Origin of the sequence: Brevundimonas sp. SH203, assembly GCF_002157625.1 — a bacterium.
In the GTDB taxonomy this organism is placed as follows: domain Bacteria; phylum Pseudomonadota; class Alphaproteobacteria; order Caulobacterales; family Caulobacteraceae; genus Brevundimonas.
The window spans coordinates 1-15,206 of record NZ_BDMM01000003.1; the positions used below are offsets into that span (position 1 = coordinate 1).

General features: G+C 67.3%; 12 protein-coding genes. 7 read left to right on the forward strand and 5 right to left on the reverse strand.

Features of this window, described 5'->3' with window-relative positions; all coding sequences use genetic code 11:
* Positions 1–258: 258 nt before the first annotated feature.
* Positions 259–684, reverse strand: coding sequence for a CBS domain-containing protein (locus tag SH203_RS07205; protein ID WP_087120212.1), 426 nt, complete (start codon positions 682–684; stop codon positions 259–261).
* Between the two features lie 108 nt (positions 685–792).
* Positions 793–1,413 (reverse strand): rhomboid family intramembrane serine protease, encoded by a 621-nt coding sequence (locus SH203_RS07210; protein WP_234989417.1) that lies wholly within the window; start codon positions 1,411–1,413, stop codon positions 793–795.
* Positions 1,414–1,597: 184 nt separating this feature from the next.
* On the opposite strand from SH203_RS07210, the gene hfaA reads away from it, so the two are divergent.
* The 4 genes from hfaA (at position 1,598) to SH203_RS07230 (ending at position 7,227) form a co-directional block, all read left to right on the forward strand.
* On the forward strand, positions 1,598–2,038 hold the full coding sequence (gene hfaA, locus SH203_RS07215; protein WP_087120213.1) for a holdfast anchoring protein HfaA: 441 nt from the start codon (positions 1,598–1,600) through the stop codon (positions 2,036–2,038).
* Complete coding sequence (hfaB, locus tag SH203_RS07220; RefSeq protein WP_087120214.1) at positions 2,035–3,051, forward strand: holdfast anchoring protein HfaB; 1,017 nt, start codon at positions 2,035–2,037, stop codon at positions 3,049–3,051. The genes hfaA and hfaB overlap by 4 nt, the downstream gene beginning before the upstream one ends.
* Positions 2,978–4,237 carry a holdfast anchor protein HfaD gene (gene hfaD / locus SH203_RS07225; RefSeq protein ID WP_234989418.1) on the forward strand — a complete coding sequence of 420 codons (1,260 nt, stop codon included), beginning with the start codon at positions 2,978–2,980 and terminating at the stop codon, positions 4,235–4,237. The genes hfaB and hfaD overlap by 74 nt, the downstream gene beginning before the upstream one ends.
* Positions 4,238–4,347: 110 nt before the next feature.
* Entirely contained in the window at positions 4,348–7,227 is a 2,880-nt protein-coding gene (locus SH203_RS07230) for a pitrilysin family protein (protein WP_087120216.1), read from the forward strand.
* A 133-nt stretch (positions 7,228–7,360) separates the two neighbouring features.
* Here the strand turns inward: SH203_RS07230 and SH203_RS07235 are convergent, their stop codons facing one another.
* A complete protein-coding gene (locus SH203_RS07235) occupies positions 7,361–8,311 on the reverse strand; it encodes a hypothetical protein (protein ID WP_234989419.1) in 951 nt (316 codons plus the stop codon).
* 299 nt (positions 8,312–8,610) lie between these two features.
* On the opposite strand from SH203_RS07235, the gene ileS reads away from it, so the two are divergent.
* Entirely contained in the window at positions 8,611–11,526 is a 2,916-nt protein-coding gene (gene ileS, locus SH203_RS07240; protein WP_087120217.1) for an isoleucine--tRNA ligase, read from the forward strand.
* 54 nt (positions 11,527–11,580) lie between these two features.
* Here the strand turns inward: ileS and SH203_RS07245 are convergent, their stop codons facing one another.
* A complete protein-coding gene (locus SH203_RS07245) occupies positions 11,581–12,855 on the reverse strand; it encodes an EAL domain-containing protein (RefSeq protein WP_087120645.1) in 1,275 nt (424 codons plus the stop codon).
* A 110-nt stretch (positions 12,856–12,965) separates the two neighbouring features.
* Between SH203_RS07245 and SH203_RS07250 the strand changes: the two genes are divergently transcribed.
* Positions 12,966–13,736, forward strand: a complete 771-nt coding sequence (locus SH203_RS07250; protein ID WP_087120218.1) for an SDR family NAD(P)-dependent oxidoreductase — start codon at positions 12,966–12,968, stop codon at positions 13,734–13,736.
* A 43-nt stretch (positions 13,737–13,779) separates the two neighbouring features.
* Positions 13,780–14,706 carry a lysophospholipid acyltransferase family protein gene (locus SH203_RS07255; protein WP_087120219.1) on the forward strand — a complete coding sequence of 309 codons (927 nt, stop codon included), beginning with the start codon at positions 13,780–13,782 and terminating at the stop codon, positions 14,704–14,706.
* Here SH203_RS07255 and SH203_RS07260 read toward each other — a convergent pair.
* Positions 14,652–15,158 (reverse strand): response regulator, encoded by a 507-nt coding sequence (locus SH203_RS07260; protein WP_087120220.1) that lies wholly within the window; start codon positions 15,156–15,158, stop codon positions 14,652–14,654. The genes SH203_RS07255 and SH203_RS07260 overlap by 55 nt on opposite strands.
* Positions 15,159–15,206 lie beyond the last annotated feature (48 nt).

Here is a 15,206-nt window from a genome sequence, read left to right on the forward strand (position 1 = left end):
CCCCTTCACCAAACCGGCGATTCGATTGAAGCGCGGAAACTAATCAAACCAACCCAGGAAAGCAAGAAGTTTCTCAACCCCCGCTCCCCTCAAAACCCCGGAGAACCAGCCCCCAAGGCCCCGAAAGGCCAGCCCGTTCCCGAGCGAGGCAGCCCTATACGGGGACACATTTTCCGCAGCAAGTAGAATCTCGGGATTTTCGAAAAAACTGGCAATACAACGGTCGCCAAACCGTCACATGCCAGCCCCTGCCCGACCTCAGCCGGCGATATAGGACCGCAGACTGTCAGCCTCCTGGGCCTGTTCCGCGATCTGGCATTTCACGACGTCGCCGATAGAAATGACGCCCACCAGCCGTTCGGCCTCCAGCACCGGAAGGTGACGGATGCGCCGGTCGGTCATCCGGCTCATCAGAGCGGACATCTCTTCCCTGGGTTCGGCGAAGATCACAGTAGTGGTCATATAGTCGGCGACCTGCCGATCCAGAGCCGCCGCCCCGTCCGCCGCCAGGGCCCGCACCACGTCACGTTCGGAAAACACGCCCGCGACACGGTCGCCATCACAGACGACCAGGGCGCCGACCCGTTTCTGCTCCAGCGCCGCGCAGGCTTCGGCCACCGTCCGCTCCGGCGCGATGGCGAAGACGGTGTTTCCCTTGGTCTTGAGGATTTCGGCGACGAACATCGCGGCCCCTTCTCTGTCTATAGAGAAGCGACCACGGGGCCGGGATGGCGACAGGGCCGCATCTGAGCGCGATGATCGCTCAACCCGGCCGGCGAGGCAAACCGGCGTTCAGCCCCTCGCCGGCGCACGCTCGACCCGGCGGCCGAACGCCCGCGCCAGGGGGCCGATGGCCAGAAGCCCGACGACGAAACCGACCGCGTGGGCCTCCGAGGCGATACCCGCCCCATCCGCGCCGGGGGCAAAGCCGATCAGGCCGGTCAGGGCGTTGACGCCCATCCAGGCCAGCGAGGCCGTGACCACTCTTCTATCGGTCAGCGCCAGCACCCCGCCGCCGGGCGGAACGCCCATCAGCCGCGTCGCCGCGCCGATCAGGCCGAACACCGCCCCCGACGCCCCGACCATCGGCGCGGCGGAACCCCAGTGGATCAGCCCATAGCCCAGCGTCGCCAGCACCCCGCACGCCACATAGAAGAGCAGAAACACTATCGGTCCCGCTCGATTCCCCAGCAGACGGGCGACCGGCGCGCCGAAGGCCAGGGCGCCGATCGCATTCATCCAGGCATGGGCCCAGCCGCCATGCAGCAGCATGGCGGTCAGCAGCCCGCTCCATCGCCCCTGCTGCAGATCGGCGGGGACGAAGGCCATGCTCATGCCCAGGTCGGGCAGATCGCGTTGAAAAAAGTAAAGCACAGGGATCGAGGCGGCGATCAGCAACGCGACCAACGGCACGTTGAATATCGGCTCGCGTGGCGGGTTTCCGGGCTGCGGAGCTTCGAATCGACCGGGCGGTGACATTCGTCACAGATGCGCAGCAGCCCCGACGACATCAAGCGCTTCTTAATAACCTTAATGCAAGGGTGGCTGCGGATCGCCGAACAGGGGTCCGCGATTTGTCTGCGCGAGGAACCGACCAGTGGCCGTCAAGAGGCTGTTTCTAACCACCGCCGTCACGGCCCTCGCCGGCCTGGCCAGCGTTCCGGCCGTCGCGCAGTCGACCGGCTCGGGCGGCGCGTCTCGTTTCCAGCAAGGTTATGGCGGCGCCCGCTCGGCGGCGACCTCGCCCACGACGGGCTACACCCGCGACGCCAACGGCAATCGCCTGATCGTCAATGGCATCATTCAATCCGGCGCTTCGTCCTATTCCAGCCAGTCGGGCGGGGTCGCCTCGGCCTATGCCGGCGCGGGATCGTCCAATCACGGCGGCACGACCATCGGCGGGTCCACCGCCATCGGCAACCAACTGAACGTGGTGGTGCAGGGCAACCGCAACACCGTGATCGTCAATTCGAACCAGACCAACACCGGCGCGGTCAACGCCGGCACGGCCCTGAACGGGAACATCAACCTGCCATGAGCCGTCGTCATCTCATCAAGGGCGGCGCCGCCGCCTCGGCTGTCGCCCTGCTGCTGGCCGGCTGCGTCAGTCCGGTCGCGGGGCCTTCGGGCCAATACGCCAAGCCCATCGGCAATGCGCCGGTGACGGCCAATCCGACGCCCTATTCCGCCGCCCTGTATTGCCTGGCCGACTACGCCCGCCGCTACAACCTGCCCTCGCCGCGCATGGCCGTGGGCCGGATCAGCGACTACACCGGCACCGTCTCGGCCGATGGCGGCCGCCAGATCACCGGCGGCGCCTCCCTGATGGCGAACTCGGCCCTGGCCAAGGCCGGCGCGCGGATCGTCGAACGCTACGACACCTCGGTCTCCGAGCTTGAGCTGCGCTACGCCAACAACAAACTGATCGGCGACAATGCGCCGGACGCCCAGAACCCCGAGGACACCCAGTACCGCCGCATCCTGGCCGGCCAGGTGCCCGGCTCCGACTTCTATGTCGTCGGCGGCATCACCGAGGTGAACTACAATATCCGCTCCGGCGGCATCGACATCGGTCAGGGCGAGGTGGATTCCGCCCGCCCCGGCTCGACGATGCTGAACCACCGCGTCTATGTGATGAACATCGCCATGGACCTGCGCCTGGTGCAGACCACCACCCTGGAAGTGGTCGATGTCGTCTCGTATCAGAAACAGATCATCGGCCGCGAGATTTCAGCCGGGGTCTTCGACTTCCTGAACGGCAACGTCTTCGACATCTCGGCCGGAACCGGCGGGATGGAGCCGGTGCAACTGGCCGTGCGCGCCCTGGTCGAACGGGCCACGGTCGAGTTCATGGCCAACCTCTATGGGGCGCCCGGCCCCGAAATCTGCCTCAACCCCGCCAACGATCCGCTTGGCGGCTCCACCGTCGGTCCGACCGGCGGCTATTATCCGGCCTATCCCACTCAGGAGACGAACAATGGCCAAACCCGCGCCGATCCGTCTCGCTGGCATGATGGTCGCGACGGCGACGTTCGCCGTTCTCGCCACTGAGGCGAACGCCCAACAGACCCCCGCCTGCGATCTCGCGCTGGGCGAGGCCTGTTTCAGCCGTCAGACCCAGTCCGCCGACGTCACGGGCCAGATCGATCTGAACCAGACGGTCGATCAGCTGACCGTCATCACCAGCGCCCAGGGCAATGCGCTCGCGGGCGGGGTCACGTCTGCCTCCGCCGGCCTGGTGTCGCGTCAGACCATGACGGGCTCTGCGCGCGCCGAAAGCAATGTCGACCTGAACGGCGCGGCCGACGGTCAGGTCAGCGTGACGACCCAGGCGCGCGGCAATTATCTCGGCGTCACGACGAATGGCGCGACCTTCGCCGTGGAAGCCGACCAGTCGACGACGGGTGATCAGGTCCGCGCGCAAAGCGTCGTGCGCGCCCCCACCGGCCGGATGCTGCAAGGCGGCTTCGTCTCCAGCGCCGCAGCCGCCAACACCGTGGCCATGGGCGGCCCCTCGTCGTCCCTGACCGGCGTCATCGACCAGCGCGCCCAAACCAGCGTCCAGTCCGAGACGGTGGCGGACGTTCAATACATCCCCGCCCCGGCGGCCTTCAGCGCGCAGTCGGCGGCCAATGTGGTCCAGACCAACACCAACGGCGCCTCGCATCAGGATCTGGCGGTGCGCCAGTCCAACGCCCCCTCCACCGTCGAGGCCAGCACCGACGTCTATGTCGACAACGCCTGGAATCTGACCGCCAGCGCCAACGCCGGGGCCAACCAGGCGATCATGACCAACGCCGGCGGCTCCATGCTGGCGAACGTCGATCAGTCCAACGCCGGCCGGGTCCGATCCAACGCTCGCGTCCAGACCAATCTGCAAGGCCAGACCGTGCTGGCGGCCCGCAGCGTCGCCAACGAGACGGTCGCCGGCAACAACGACATCTATCTGAAGCTGGACAATACCCAGCTGAACACCGGCGGGGTCGAGGCGACCGCTACGTATGTCGGCGTCAACGGCTATGATTCCTATGTCGGCGCCGATGCGGTGGGCAATGCGGTGACAGGCTACGCCTGTTCGCGATGCGGCGGCGACGTCAACATCACTAACAACCAGACCAACACCGGCAATGTGACGGCGACCACCAACGCCACTGTCGGCTCCGGCCGAACCGCCGTCGTCGGCACGAACGCCGTGGGCAACACCGCCACCTTCTACATCAGCCGCCCCGGCGGCTGATCGAAGATGACAAGTCTGTAAGGTTCGCCGCGCCGCCTTGCCGAAAAGGGCAAGCTCGCTTTACACATCCGACACCGCGCCATCCGGGGTTGCGGTTTCGGAGTGATCCCATGCGTTCTGCGCGCCATCTGCTGCTCGTCGCCGTCTCTGGACTGGCCCTGACCACCGGGGCCTTCCCCGCTCTGGCGCAAGGCGCGGCGCCCGTCGCCGCCTCGGCCAGCCAAGTCGCGCCGTCGAACCCCTGGGCCCAGGCGGCCAGCGACATTCCGGCCGATCCCGCCGTGCGTTACGGCCTGCTGCCAAACGGGATGCGCTACGCCCTGCTGAAGAATGCGACCCCGCCCGGTCAGGCGTCGTTCCGCCTGCGCATCGACGCCGGCTCGCTGATGGAGCGCGACGACCAGAAGGGTCTGGCCCACTTCATGGAGCATATGGCCTTCAACGGCACCAAGGACGTGCCCGAGAACGAAATGATGCGGATTCTGGAGCGGCTGGGTCTGGCCTTCGGCGCCGACACCAACGCCTTCACCAGTTTCGACCAGACCGCCTATATGCTGGAGCTGCCGAACACCAAGGACGAGACGGTCGATCCCAGCCTGCACATCCTGCGCGAAATGATCTCGGCGGCCCTGATGGCGCCCGAAGCCATCGATTCGGAGCGCGGCGTCATCGTCGGCGAGGAACGCACCCGCGATACGCCGCAGTTCCGCGTGCTGAAGACACAGCTGGGCCTGCTGGCGCCGGGCCAGCGCTTGTCGCAGCGTCTGCCGATCGGCGACCTGGACGTCATCCGCACCGCGCCGCGCCAGCGTTTCGTCGATTTCTACGACGCCTATTATCGCCCCTCGCGCGCGACCTTCATCGCCGTGGGCGACTTCGACGTGGATGCGATGGAGGCCAAGGTGCGCGCCGCCTTCGCCGACTGGGCGCCCAAGGCCCCGGACGGGCCGGAGCCCGATCTGGGAACCGTCGCCGCACGCCAGCCCCAGACCAGCATCATCGTCGAGCCGGGCATCCAGTCCTCCATCCAGATCAACTGGATCAAGGCCCCCGACCTGAGCCCCGACACCGTCGCCGAGCGTGAGGCCGATATTCGTCGCGGCCTGGGGCTGGCCGTGCTGAACCGCCGCCTGGGCGAGATCGCCCGCGCCGACAATCCGCCGTTCATCGGCGCCGGGGCCGGCTATCAGTCGCTGTTCGACAGTCTGGACGCGGGCACCCTGTCGGTCGCCTTCAATCCCGGCGGCTGGAAACGGGCGCTGGAGACGGTCGAGCAGGAAAGCCGTCGTCTGGCCCAGTACGGCGTGACCGAGGCCGAGCTGCAGCGCGAGATCGTCAACACCCGCACCGCGCTTCAGAACGCCGTGGCCTCGGCCGCCACGCGCTCGACCCCGGCGCTGGCGTCCGCCCTGTTGAGCGCCGTGAACGACGAACAGGTCTTCAGCGCGCCCCAGACCAATCTGGACCTGTTCAACAAGGCCGTAGAAGGTCTGACCGTGGCCCAGGTCGATCAGGCCGCCCGCGCCGTGTTCGAGGGCCAGGGTCCGCTGGTCCTGTTCAGCTCTCCGGTCCCGGTCGAGGGCGGCGAAGCCGCCGTCACCGCCGCGCTGGAGGCGTCGCGCAACACCCCCGTCCAGGCCCGCGCCGCCGAGGCGGAGCTGAAGTGGCCCTATGACGCCTTCGGCGCACCGGCCCAGCCGGCCGCGCGCAGCGAGGTCGCCGACCTGGGCGCCACCCTGGTCCGCTTCCCGAACGGCACGTTGCTGAACATCAAGAAGACCGACTTCCGCGCCGATCAGGTGCTGGTCAGCGCCCGAACGGGTCTGGGCGAACTGGGTCTGCCCGCCGACCGGCTGACGCCCGTGTCGATGGCCAGCACCATCCTGACCGCCGGTGGTCTGGGCAAGCTCAGCCTGGACGAGATGAACCGCGTCCTCAGCGGCCGCACCTATAGCGCCGCCGTCAACCAAGCGACCGACGCCTATGTCTTCTCCGGCGCGACCAAGCCCGCCGACCTGCAGCTGGAGCTTCAGGTCCTGGCCGCCTATCTGACCGATCCCGGCCTGCGCGCCGCGCCGTTCGAACAGACGAAAGCCCTGTTTCCGCAAATCCTGGCCCAGCTGGGCGCCACGCCGCGCGGCGTGTTCCAGCGTGACGCCTCGGGCCTGCTGACCGGCGGCGACGCGCGCGAAACCACCCCGACGGCCGAACAGGTCGCCGCCATGCAGATCGACGACGTCCGCAACGGCGTCCGTTCGGCCCTGGCCCAGGGTCCGGTCGAGATCACGGTCGTCGGCGACGTGGATGTCGATGCGGTCATCGCCGCCGTCGGCTCCACCTTCGGCGCCCTGCCCCCGCGCGGTGCGGCGCCCACGCCGCCCGCCGGCTCGACCGAGCGCAAATTCCCCGCGCCGACCGCTACGCCGGTTCAGCTGCACCACACCGGCCCGGCGGAACAGGCCCTGGGCTTCATCGCCTGGCCGACCACCGACCAGGTCCACGACCGCAAGACGGCCCGTCAGCTGTCGATCCTGTCGGACGTGCTGCAACTGCGACTGAACGACGAGATCCGCGAGAAACAGGGTCTGGCCTATTCGCCCAGCGCCGGCTCCACCTCGTCCAACGTCTTCCCCGGCTATGGCTATATCGCCGTGACCGCCGAGACGCCGCCGGCGGCCCTGCCCAAATTGTTCGAGACGGTGGACGCCATCGCCGCCGACCTGCGCGACCATCCCGTCAGCGAGGACGAGCTGAATCGCGCCCGCCGCCCGGCGGTGGAACGCATCCGCCGCAACATGGCCGACAACGGCTATTGGCTGACGCAACTGTCCCAGGCCCAGTCCGATCCGGCCGGTCTGGACCAGACGCGCAACCAGCTCTCGACCCTGGAAGCCGTCACCGCCGCCGATCTTCAGGCCCTGGCGCGCCGGTATCTGAAGCCCGACGCCGCCTGGCGGGCCGAAGTCACCGCGCAGGCCGCCGCAAAATAGGCCAGACAAAAAGGCCCCGGCTCGCATCGCGGGCCGGGGCCAGTCGTTTCAGGATCGTCGACGGAGCGCCGACGCATCCGATCATGTCATCCGTCGCCTGAGCGGCGGCTGAACGGGACCGTCAGCCTGCGGTTCAGAACACCCGGCCGCCGACGCCGCCGTCCAGGGTGATGGCGCCCGTCAGGACGGTCGCGCTCTCGACCTGTTCTTCGCGGTACTCGGTGTATTCCTCTTCGCGATACATCGTCAGGATCTTGATCCCGGCGCCGTAGCGACGCAGCAGCGAACGCTCGTTGCAGTCCCGCTCGGGCTTCTCGGGCCGGCATTCCAGCTTGCCGCCGTTCCCGAACCACAGGGCCTCGTGCTTGCGGCAGGTCAGGGTCGTGCCGTGGTCGAAGTTCACATTGCCTTCGTAGTCGGCCAGCGTCGCCTGCAGCCAGGTGCCGGACAGGCAGCGATAGATTTCGCCCTCGAACCCGTCGGCGATCTCGCGATCCGGCCGCACCTGGGACGCGGGGTGCGGCACCTGGCGGTCGTCGATGCAGACGGCCTGGATGACGACGCGCTTCATCATGCTGCGGAAGGCGCTGTAGGGGGTGCGAACCGTCTGGGCGACCATGCCCTCGACCGCCAGACCCTGGATCGTGGTCGGATAGGGCTGGTCCACGCTGATATAGGCCGCGCCGCCGCCCCTGCCGTAGCCGCCGGAGAAGCCGCCGGCGCGAGCGTTCAGATATGACCGCACGCCGGCGTTGCCGTAACCGTTGGCGTTGGCGCCCGCATTCGCATTGGCGTTCGCGCCCAGGTTCACGTTCACATTGACGTTGTTGTTGATCGTGTTGCTGACGTTGTTGTTGTTATTGACGTTGTTGTTCCAACCGCCATTCCAGCCGCCATTGTCCCCGCCGCCGCAATTGCCGCCGCCGCCGCCACAGGGCGGTTCGGGCGGAGGCGGCGGTTCGCACGAGGTGCAGGGCGGCGGCTCGCAGCCCGATCCGCATTGCGCCAGGGCCGCGCCCGCGCCGGCCGAGACGGCCAGACCGGCGGCCAGACCCAGCATCCATTTCGTGATCCGCAGCCGCATCGGCGGGAACTCCCAAACGATCATTGCGTCGGCCGAACTGGATTTCGGCCGATCCTTGGCGTCACAAAACGGCAAAAGCCTTTCGTTTCCGTTGATGACGGTCGCGCTTCGGGATGGCGCAATGCCGCATCGGTCTGCTAGACCGCCCGCACAATGAACGTCCGCGTCTTCCTTCGCCTGATTTCGATTAGCCGCCCGGCGTAGCGCTTCAGGGCCATCTGGCCCCGTGCACGCCGGGACGACCGCCCATCAGGGTGAAGAGAACAGCGAACGACACATCTAGACGCCGAGACGACCCCATGGCCGACGCCCCCACCGAAACCACCGCTCGCGACTACCGCGACACCGTCTTCCTGCCCGAGACGCCGTTTCCCATGCGCGGCGGCCTGCCGCAGAAGGAACCGCTGATCCTGGAGCAGTGGGGCGACCTGTATGGAACCCTGCGCGCCGAGCGTCAGAAGCAGAACGCCCCCCTCTATGTCCTGCACGACGGCCCGCCCTATGCGAACGGCGACATCCACATCGGCCATGCGCTGAACAAGACGCTGAAGGACTTCGTGGTCCGCAGCCGGTTCCTGTTGGGCTATGACGTCGACTATGTCCCCGGCTGGGACTGCCACGGTCTGCCGATCGAGTGGAAGATCGAGGAACAGTTCCGCGCCAAGGGCCGCCGCAAGGACGAGGTGTCCAAGGACGAGTTCCGCCGCGCCTGCCGCGACTACGCCGGCAAATACATCGACCTTCAGCGCGACCAGTTCAAACGGCTGGGCGTCACCGGCGACTTCGCCAACCGCTACGCCACCATGGACTTCACCTCCGAGGCGGCCATTGTCGCCGAATTCCACAAGTTCAAGAACTCGGGCCAGCTGTATCGCGGCTCCAAGCCCGTCATGTGGTCGCCGGTCGAACGCACGGCGCTAGCCGACGCCGAGATCGAGTATCACGACCACGTCAGCCCGACGATCTGGGTCAAGTTCCCCGTCACGGGCGTCTCGGACGACCATCCCGACGATCTGCTGGCCTTCCGCTCCAACACTCCGTCCATCGTCATCTGGACGACCACGCCCTGGACCATCCCCGCCAACCGCGCCATCTCCTACGGCCCCGAGATCGCCTATGGCCTGTACGAGGTCACGGCGATGGATGAAGGGCTGGAGTTCGCGCCCTGGGCCGCGCCGGGCGACCGGCTGATCATCGCCGACAAGCTGGCCGAAGAGGTGTTCAAGGCCGCCAAGGTCGCCGCCTGGACGCGGGTCTATGACGTCAATCCATCGGGTCTGGTCGCCGCCCACCCGCTGGCCGCGCTGGACAGCGGCTATGGCTTCTCGGTGCCGCTGCTGGCCGGCGATCACGTCACCGACGACGCGGGCACGGGCTTCGTCCACACCGCGCCGGGCCACGGCGCCGACGACTTCGAGGTCTGGAAGGCCCACGGTCATCACGAGGTGCCCGACACCGTCGATCCCGACGGCGCCTATTACGACCACGTCCCCCTGTTCGCGGGGCTGAAGGTGCTGGAGACCGAAGGCAAGAAGACCGGCAAGTTCGGCCCAGCCAATGGCGCGGTGATGGAAAAGCTGATCGAGGCGGGCAATCTGCTCGCGCGCGGACGGCTGGAGCATTCCTATCCTCACTCGTGGCGCTCCAAGGCGCCGATCATCTTCCGCAATACGCCCCAATGGTTCATCCGCATGGACGAACCGCTGAAATCGGGCGACACCCTGCGCGAAACGGCGCTTCAGGCCATCGACGACACCGCCTTCCACCCCGCCGCCGGTCGCAACCGCATCCGCTCCATGGTCGAGGGCCGTCCCGACTGGCTGGTCAGCCGCCAGCGCGCTTGGGGCACGCCGCTGGCCATGTATATGGACAAGCAGACGGGGCATCCGCTGCACGATCCCGAGGTCGATGCGCGCATCGTCGCCGCCATCGCCGAACACGGCGCCGACATCTGGTTCACCGCGCCCGACAGCGACTTCCTGGGCGCCCACGACCCGGCCCGCTACGAAAAGGTCGAGGACATCCTGGACGTCTGGTTCGACAGCGGCTCGACCCACGCCTTCACCCTGGACCCGCGCCTGCCAGAGAACGGCTATGCCGGAAACCGCCCGGCGCACTGGCCCGCCGACCTCTATCTGGAAGGCTCGGACCAGCACCGCGGCTGGTTCCAGTCTTCCCTGTTGGAGGGTTGCGGCACGCGCGGCCGCGCCCCGTTCAAGGCGGTTCTGACCCACGGCTTCACCCTGGACGAGAACGGCGAGAAACAGTCCAAATCCAAGGGCAACACCACCGATCCTCTGGTGGTCATCAAGGAATCCGGCGCCGACATCCTGCGTCTGTGGGTGGCTTTGGTCGACTATTCGGACGACCAGCGCATCGGCAAGCAGATCCTGCAGACCACGGTCGACGCCTATCGCAAGCTGCGAAACACCGTCCGCTATCTGCTGGGCGCCCTGGCCGGTTTCGACGAGGGCGAACGCCTGACCGACTACGACCAGTTCCCGCCGCTGGAGAAGTTCATCCTTCACCGCCTGCACGAATTGGACGCCCAGGTCCGCGCCGCCTACACCGAATATCGGTTCCAGGACGTGGTCCGTCCGGTGCTGGAATTCTGCTCGGGCGACCTGTCGGCCCTGTATTTCGACATCAGGAAGGACGCCCTCTACTGCGACCGGCCCGACAGCCTGCGACGTCGCGCCGCCCGCACGGTGATGGACGCAGTCTTCGCCCGCCTGACCGCCTGGCTGGCGCCCCTGACCCCCTTCACGATGGAAGAGGCCTGGACCACCCGCTTTCCCGAGGCCGGGACCAACTGCGCCCGCGTCATCCCGGAAACGCCCGCCGAGTGGAGCAATCCGGCCGAGGCCGAACGCTGGGCCGCGATCAACACGGTTCTGGAAGAGGTCAACGAAGCGCTGGAAGCCGCGCGTCGTGAAAAGCTGATCGGCGGCGCGCTTGACGCCTGGCCGACCGTCACGGCGCCGGCCACGGCCTTTGCGCCGTTCGAGGGTCTGGATGCGGCCGAAATTTTCCGCACCTCGGGCGTTGAACTGGTCGAGGGCGAAACCATCGCCGTCACGGTCGCCGTCGCCGACCATCCCAAATGCGCCCGCTCATGGCGCCGGGTGCCGGATGTCGGCTCTGACCCCGCCTACCCCGACCTGTCGGCCCGCGACGCCGATGCGGTTCGGTATTGGGATCAGACGCACGGCTGATCCGTCGGCGCGATCTCTCCTCCCCACGGCGTGGGGAGGAGGCAGGATCGGCAATCAGCTGAAACGCCGGCGCTGTTCGGCGCTGCGCAGGGTGGAGCGCAGAAAGTCGGCCGGGGGATCGGTTTCGGCCAGGACCTGTTCCTTGATGGCTCGGGGTTCGCCGAACAGGTGGCCCTGGCCCATGGCGACATCGAGTTCGAGGATGTCGACGACCTGACGCTCGTTCTCGACCTTTTCGGCGATGACCTCGACACCGTAGCGGCGCGTCAGACCGGCGAAATCGGCGGCCTGGATGTCGGGCATGGAGCGCAAGGGCGCGCCGCCGTCCAGGTCCAGCAATTGCTCGATCATCAGGTCGGCCGCAACCTTGATGAACTTGACGTCCGAGCGTTGCAGGTCGGCGAAGTCCAGGTCCAGCGTCTGCACCTTGTCCAGCGAGAAGCGGAAGCCCAGGTCGGCCAGCTTGGCCATGTTGCGCGCCTCGACCGCGCCGCGCGCATCGAAGGTCGCCTGGCCCAGCTCGAAGATCAGCGCCTGGTTCAGGTCGCGGTTCTCGGACAGGAAGTCCAGGAACTGCGGGAAGAAGGTCTCGTCGCCCAGCGAGGTCAGGGCCACGTTGCAGAAGACGCCGACCTTGCGATCCTGACGCGCCAGCCGCCGCACGATCTGGGCGCAGCGGAACAGCAGCAGATTGTCGATGGCCGGCACCAGCCCCTCGCCCTCGGCCAGCGACAGATATTCCGCCGGCATCATCACCCGATCGGTGGCGTCGCGCAGGCGGGTGAAGCTTTCGTAGAAGATGGTCCGGCGCTGCGGCAGGGAGACGACCGGCTGCAGATACAGGTCCACGCGCCCTTCGCTCAGCGCCTCGTGAATGGTGCGCAGCAGGACGTTCGACTGGGCCTGACGACGGCCTTCGAAGGTTTCGACGCCGATGTGGGGCGCGGCCGCCAGCCGTTCGTCGATGCTCTCGCTCATCTGCTGGACCAGGGATTCCAGCATCCGAACCTCGCCGGTCAGGGCGTCGGTGTCGGACAGGACGCCGCTCTCGATGGCGTGGGCCAGTTCGGTCAGGGCGCCCTGGGTCGATTCCATCGCATCGGCCAGCAGGCGGTGCGCCTCGCGGACCTGGGCGATCTCCTTCTTCAGGGCGCGGCGCTCGGCGATGCCCGTGACGATGCCGTGGAAGGCGCCCAGCAGGCCCAGCGCGCCCAGGGTTCCGGCCACGCCCGCGCCGATCCCCAGACCCGCGCGCCACAGGAAGGCGCCCACGGTCATGCCGAGGAACAGATAGGCGAAATACAGAAAGCCCGTTGTTACGTTGCGCATCGGCTGGCGGTCGGCCACTCCCGGATGGAATCGCCTGAGTATCAGGCTATCAATGTCATTCGGCTAGAGCGGGGCGATAAATATCCCCGCAGAAACATACGGGAAACGCAATGGAACTGTTCGATCTGACCGGCAAGGTCGCCATCATCACCGGCTCGTCGCGCGGAATCGGCAAGGCCATCGCCGAACGGCTGGCCGAACACGGCGCCAAGGTCGTCATTTCGTCGCGCAAGGCCGGGCCGTGCGAAGAGGTCGCCGACGAGATCAATGGCAAGTATGGCGAGGGCCGCGCCATCGCCGTTCCCGCCAACATCGCCTCCAAGGAGGAACTGCAGCGGCTGGTGGACGAGACGAACAGCGCCTTCGGCCGGATCGACATCCTGGTCTGCAACGCCGCGACCAATCCCTACGCCGGGCCGATGGCGGGCATCGCCGACGATCAGTTCGAAAAGATCCTGCAGAATAACGTCATCTCGAACCACTGGCTGATCCAGATGGTCGCGCCGCAGATGGTGGAGCGCAAGGACGGGGCGATCCTGGTGATCTCGTCCATCGGCGGGCTTCGCGGCAATGCGCTGATCGGCGCCTATAATATCTCCAAGGCGGCGGACATGCAGCTGGTGCGGAACCTGGCCGTGGAGTGGGGGGCGTCGAACGTGCGGGTCAACTGCATCGCGCCGGGCCTGGTTCAGACCGACTTCGCCAAATATCTCTGGGAGAACCCCGAGCTGCTGAAGACGGTGACGGAGCCCGCGCCGCTGAAAAGGATCGGCCAGCCGGATGAAATCGCGGGCACGGCGGTCTATCTGTGCAGCCCTGCCTCGGCCTATGTGACCGGACAGACCCTCGTGGTGGACGGTGGATTGACGATTGCCTGGTGAAAACGCGCGTTCGAGCAGCCCTAAGGGCGGCGGCGCAAAAGACGTGAGGCAGGATCTGATCTGGCGTCTGGAGGCCCTTGGCTTCCGGGCGCTGTTCGGATTTCTGCGACTGCTGGGCGTGGAGCGGGCGTCGGGGCTGGGCGGCTGGCTGCTGCGCACCCTGGGCCCGCTGACCGGCACGCAGAAGACGGTGATCCGCAATCTTCGCATCGCCTTTCCCGACATGGACGAGGCCGAGCGCGAGGCCCTGGCGCTGGCCCAGTGGAACCAGACGGGCCGCACCTTCGCCGAACTGGCGGTGATGGACCAGCTGACGCCCGAGGGCGGCCGGGTCGAGGTGGTCGGCATGGAACGGCTGCATGCGCTGCGCGACAGCGGCAAGCCGGCGGTGCTGATCTCCGGCCATCTGGCGAACTTCGAGGTGATGGCGGCGGTCATCATGGCGGCGGGCGTGCCGTGCCAGGTCACGTATCGCGCCGCGAACAATCCCTATGTCGACGCCCTGATCCGCAAGAACCGGGAGCGGTACGGCGTGCGCCTGTTCGCGCCCAAGGGCGACGGCACGCGCGAGCTGATGGCGGGGATGAAGCGCGGCGATTCCATCGCCCTGCTGGTCGATCAGAAATATAATCAGGGGCCGGAGGTGCAGTTCTTCGGCCAGCCGGTCAACGCCTCGCCCGGAGCGGCGCGGCTGGCGGCGCGGTTCGACACGGTCATGCTGCCGCTGTCGGTGGTGCGGCTGCCCGGCGCGCGGTTCCGGGTCACGGCGCACGCGCCGATCGGCATCGGCCGCAGCGGGGACAAGGCCGCCGACGTCCTGGCGGGCATCCAGGCCGCCAACCGCTTCGTCGAGGATCGGGTGAGAGAGCATCCGGTGGACTGGTTCTGGGTCCACAAGCGCTGGCCGGACACGGTCTATGCGGCGCTGGACCGCGAGGCGTCCGAGCCGCGGCGGAACGGCCCGGCGTAGTCCGGCGCATCGCGACGCCGCCGGCAGGGGCCGATGTAGCCGTCGCTCTTGATGAAGGCGCGGGGCCGCAGGATGACGGCGTTCAGCCGATCCAGCACGGCCTTGGCGGTGATCGGCTTGGCGATGAATTCGTTCACCCCGGCGTCGCGGGCCTCATAGACGCGGGCCCGCTCGGAATGGCCGGTCATCATGATGATCGGCAGATAGGGATTGGGGCTGTCGGCGCTGGTGCGGACCAGGCGGGTGAACTCGACCCCGTCCAGCGGGAACATGTTGAAATCGACGATGGCCAGGTCGATCGGGTGGCGACGCAGGAGGTCGAAGGCGCTGGCCCCCTCGTCCGCCTCGCGGACGTTGCGGATGTCGGCGGAATGCAGGACGGCGGACGTGATGGCCCGCATGTTCTGATTGTCGTCAACCAGCAGGACGTTCAGCGATTTCAGAGAAGACATCTGGCCCCGACCGATCGAACGGCGACGCTAGGACGGCGGCCTGATCGT

Excerpts from the sequence above, each read along its gene's own strand:
- SH203_RS07205 (WP_087120212.1), bottom strand. The coding sequence starts at position 684 with ATGTTCGTCGCCGAAATCCTCAAGACCAAGGGAAACACCGTCTTCGCC.
- hfaB (WP_087120214.1), top strand. The coding sequence starts at position 2,035 with ATGAGCCGTCGTCATCTCATCAAGGGCGGCGCCGCCGCCTCGGCTGTC.
- hfaD (WP_234989418.1), top strand. The coding sequence starts at position 2,978 with ATGGCCAAACCCGCGCCGATCCGTCTCGCTGGCATGATGGTCGCGACG.
- SH203_RS07230 (WP_087120216.1), top strand. The coding sequence starts at position 4,348 with ATGCGTTCTGCGCGCCATCTGCTGCTCGTCGCCGTCTCTGGACTGGCC.
- SH203_RS07235 (WP_234989419.1), bottom strand. The coding sequence starts at position 8,311 with ATGCGGCTGCGGATCACGAAATGGATGCTGGGTCTGGCCGCCGGTCTG.
- ileS (WP_087120217.1), top strand. The coding sequence starts at position 8,611 with ATGGCCGACGCCCCCACCGAAACCACCGCTCGCGACTACCGCGACACC.
- SH203_RS07245 (WP_087120645.1), bottom strand. The coding sequence starts at position 12,855 with ATGCGCAACGTAACAACGGGCTTTCTGTATTTCGCCTATCTGTTCCTC.
- SH203_RS07250 (WP_087120218.1), top strand. The coding sequence starts at position 12,966 with ATGGAACTGTTCGATCTGACCGGCAAGGTCGCCATCATCACCGGCTCG.
- SH203_RS07260 (WP_087120220.1), bottom strand. The coding sequence starts at position 15,158 with ATGTCTTCTCTGAAATCGCTGAACGTCCTGCTGGTTGACGACAATCAG.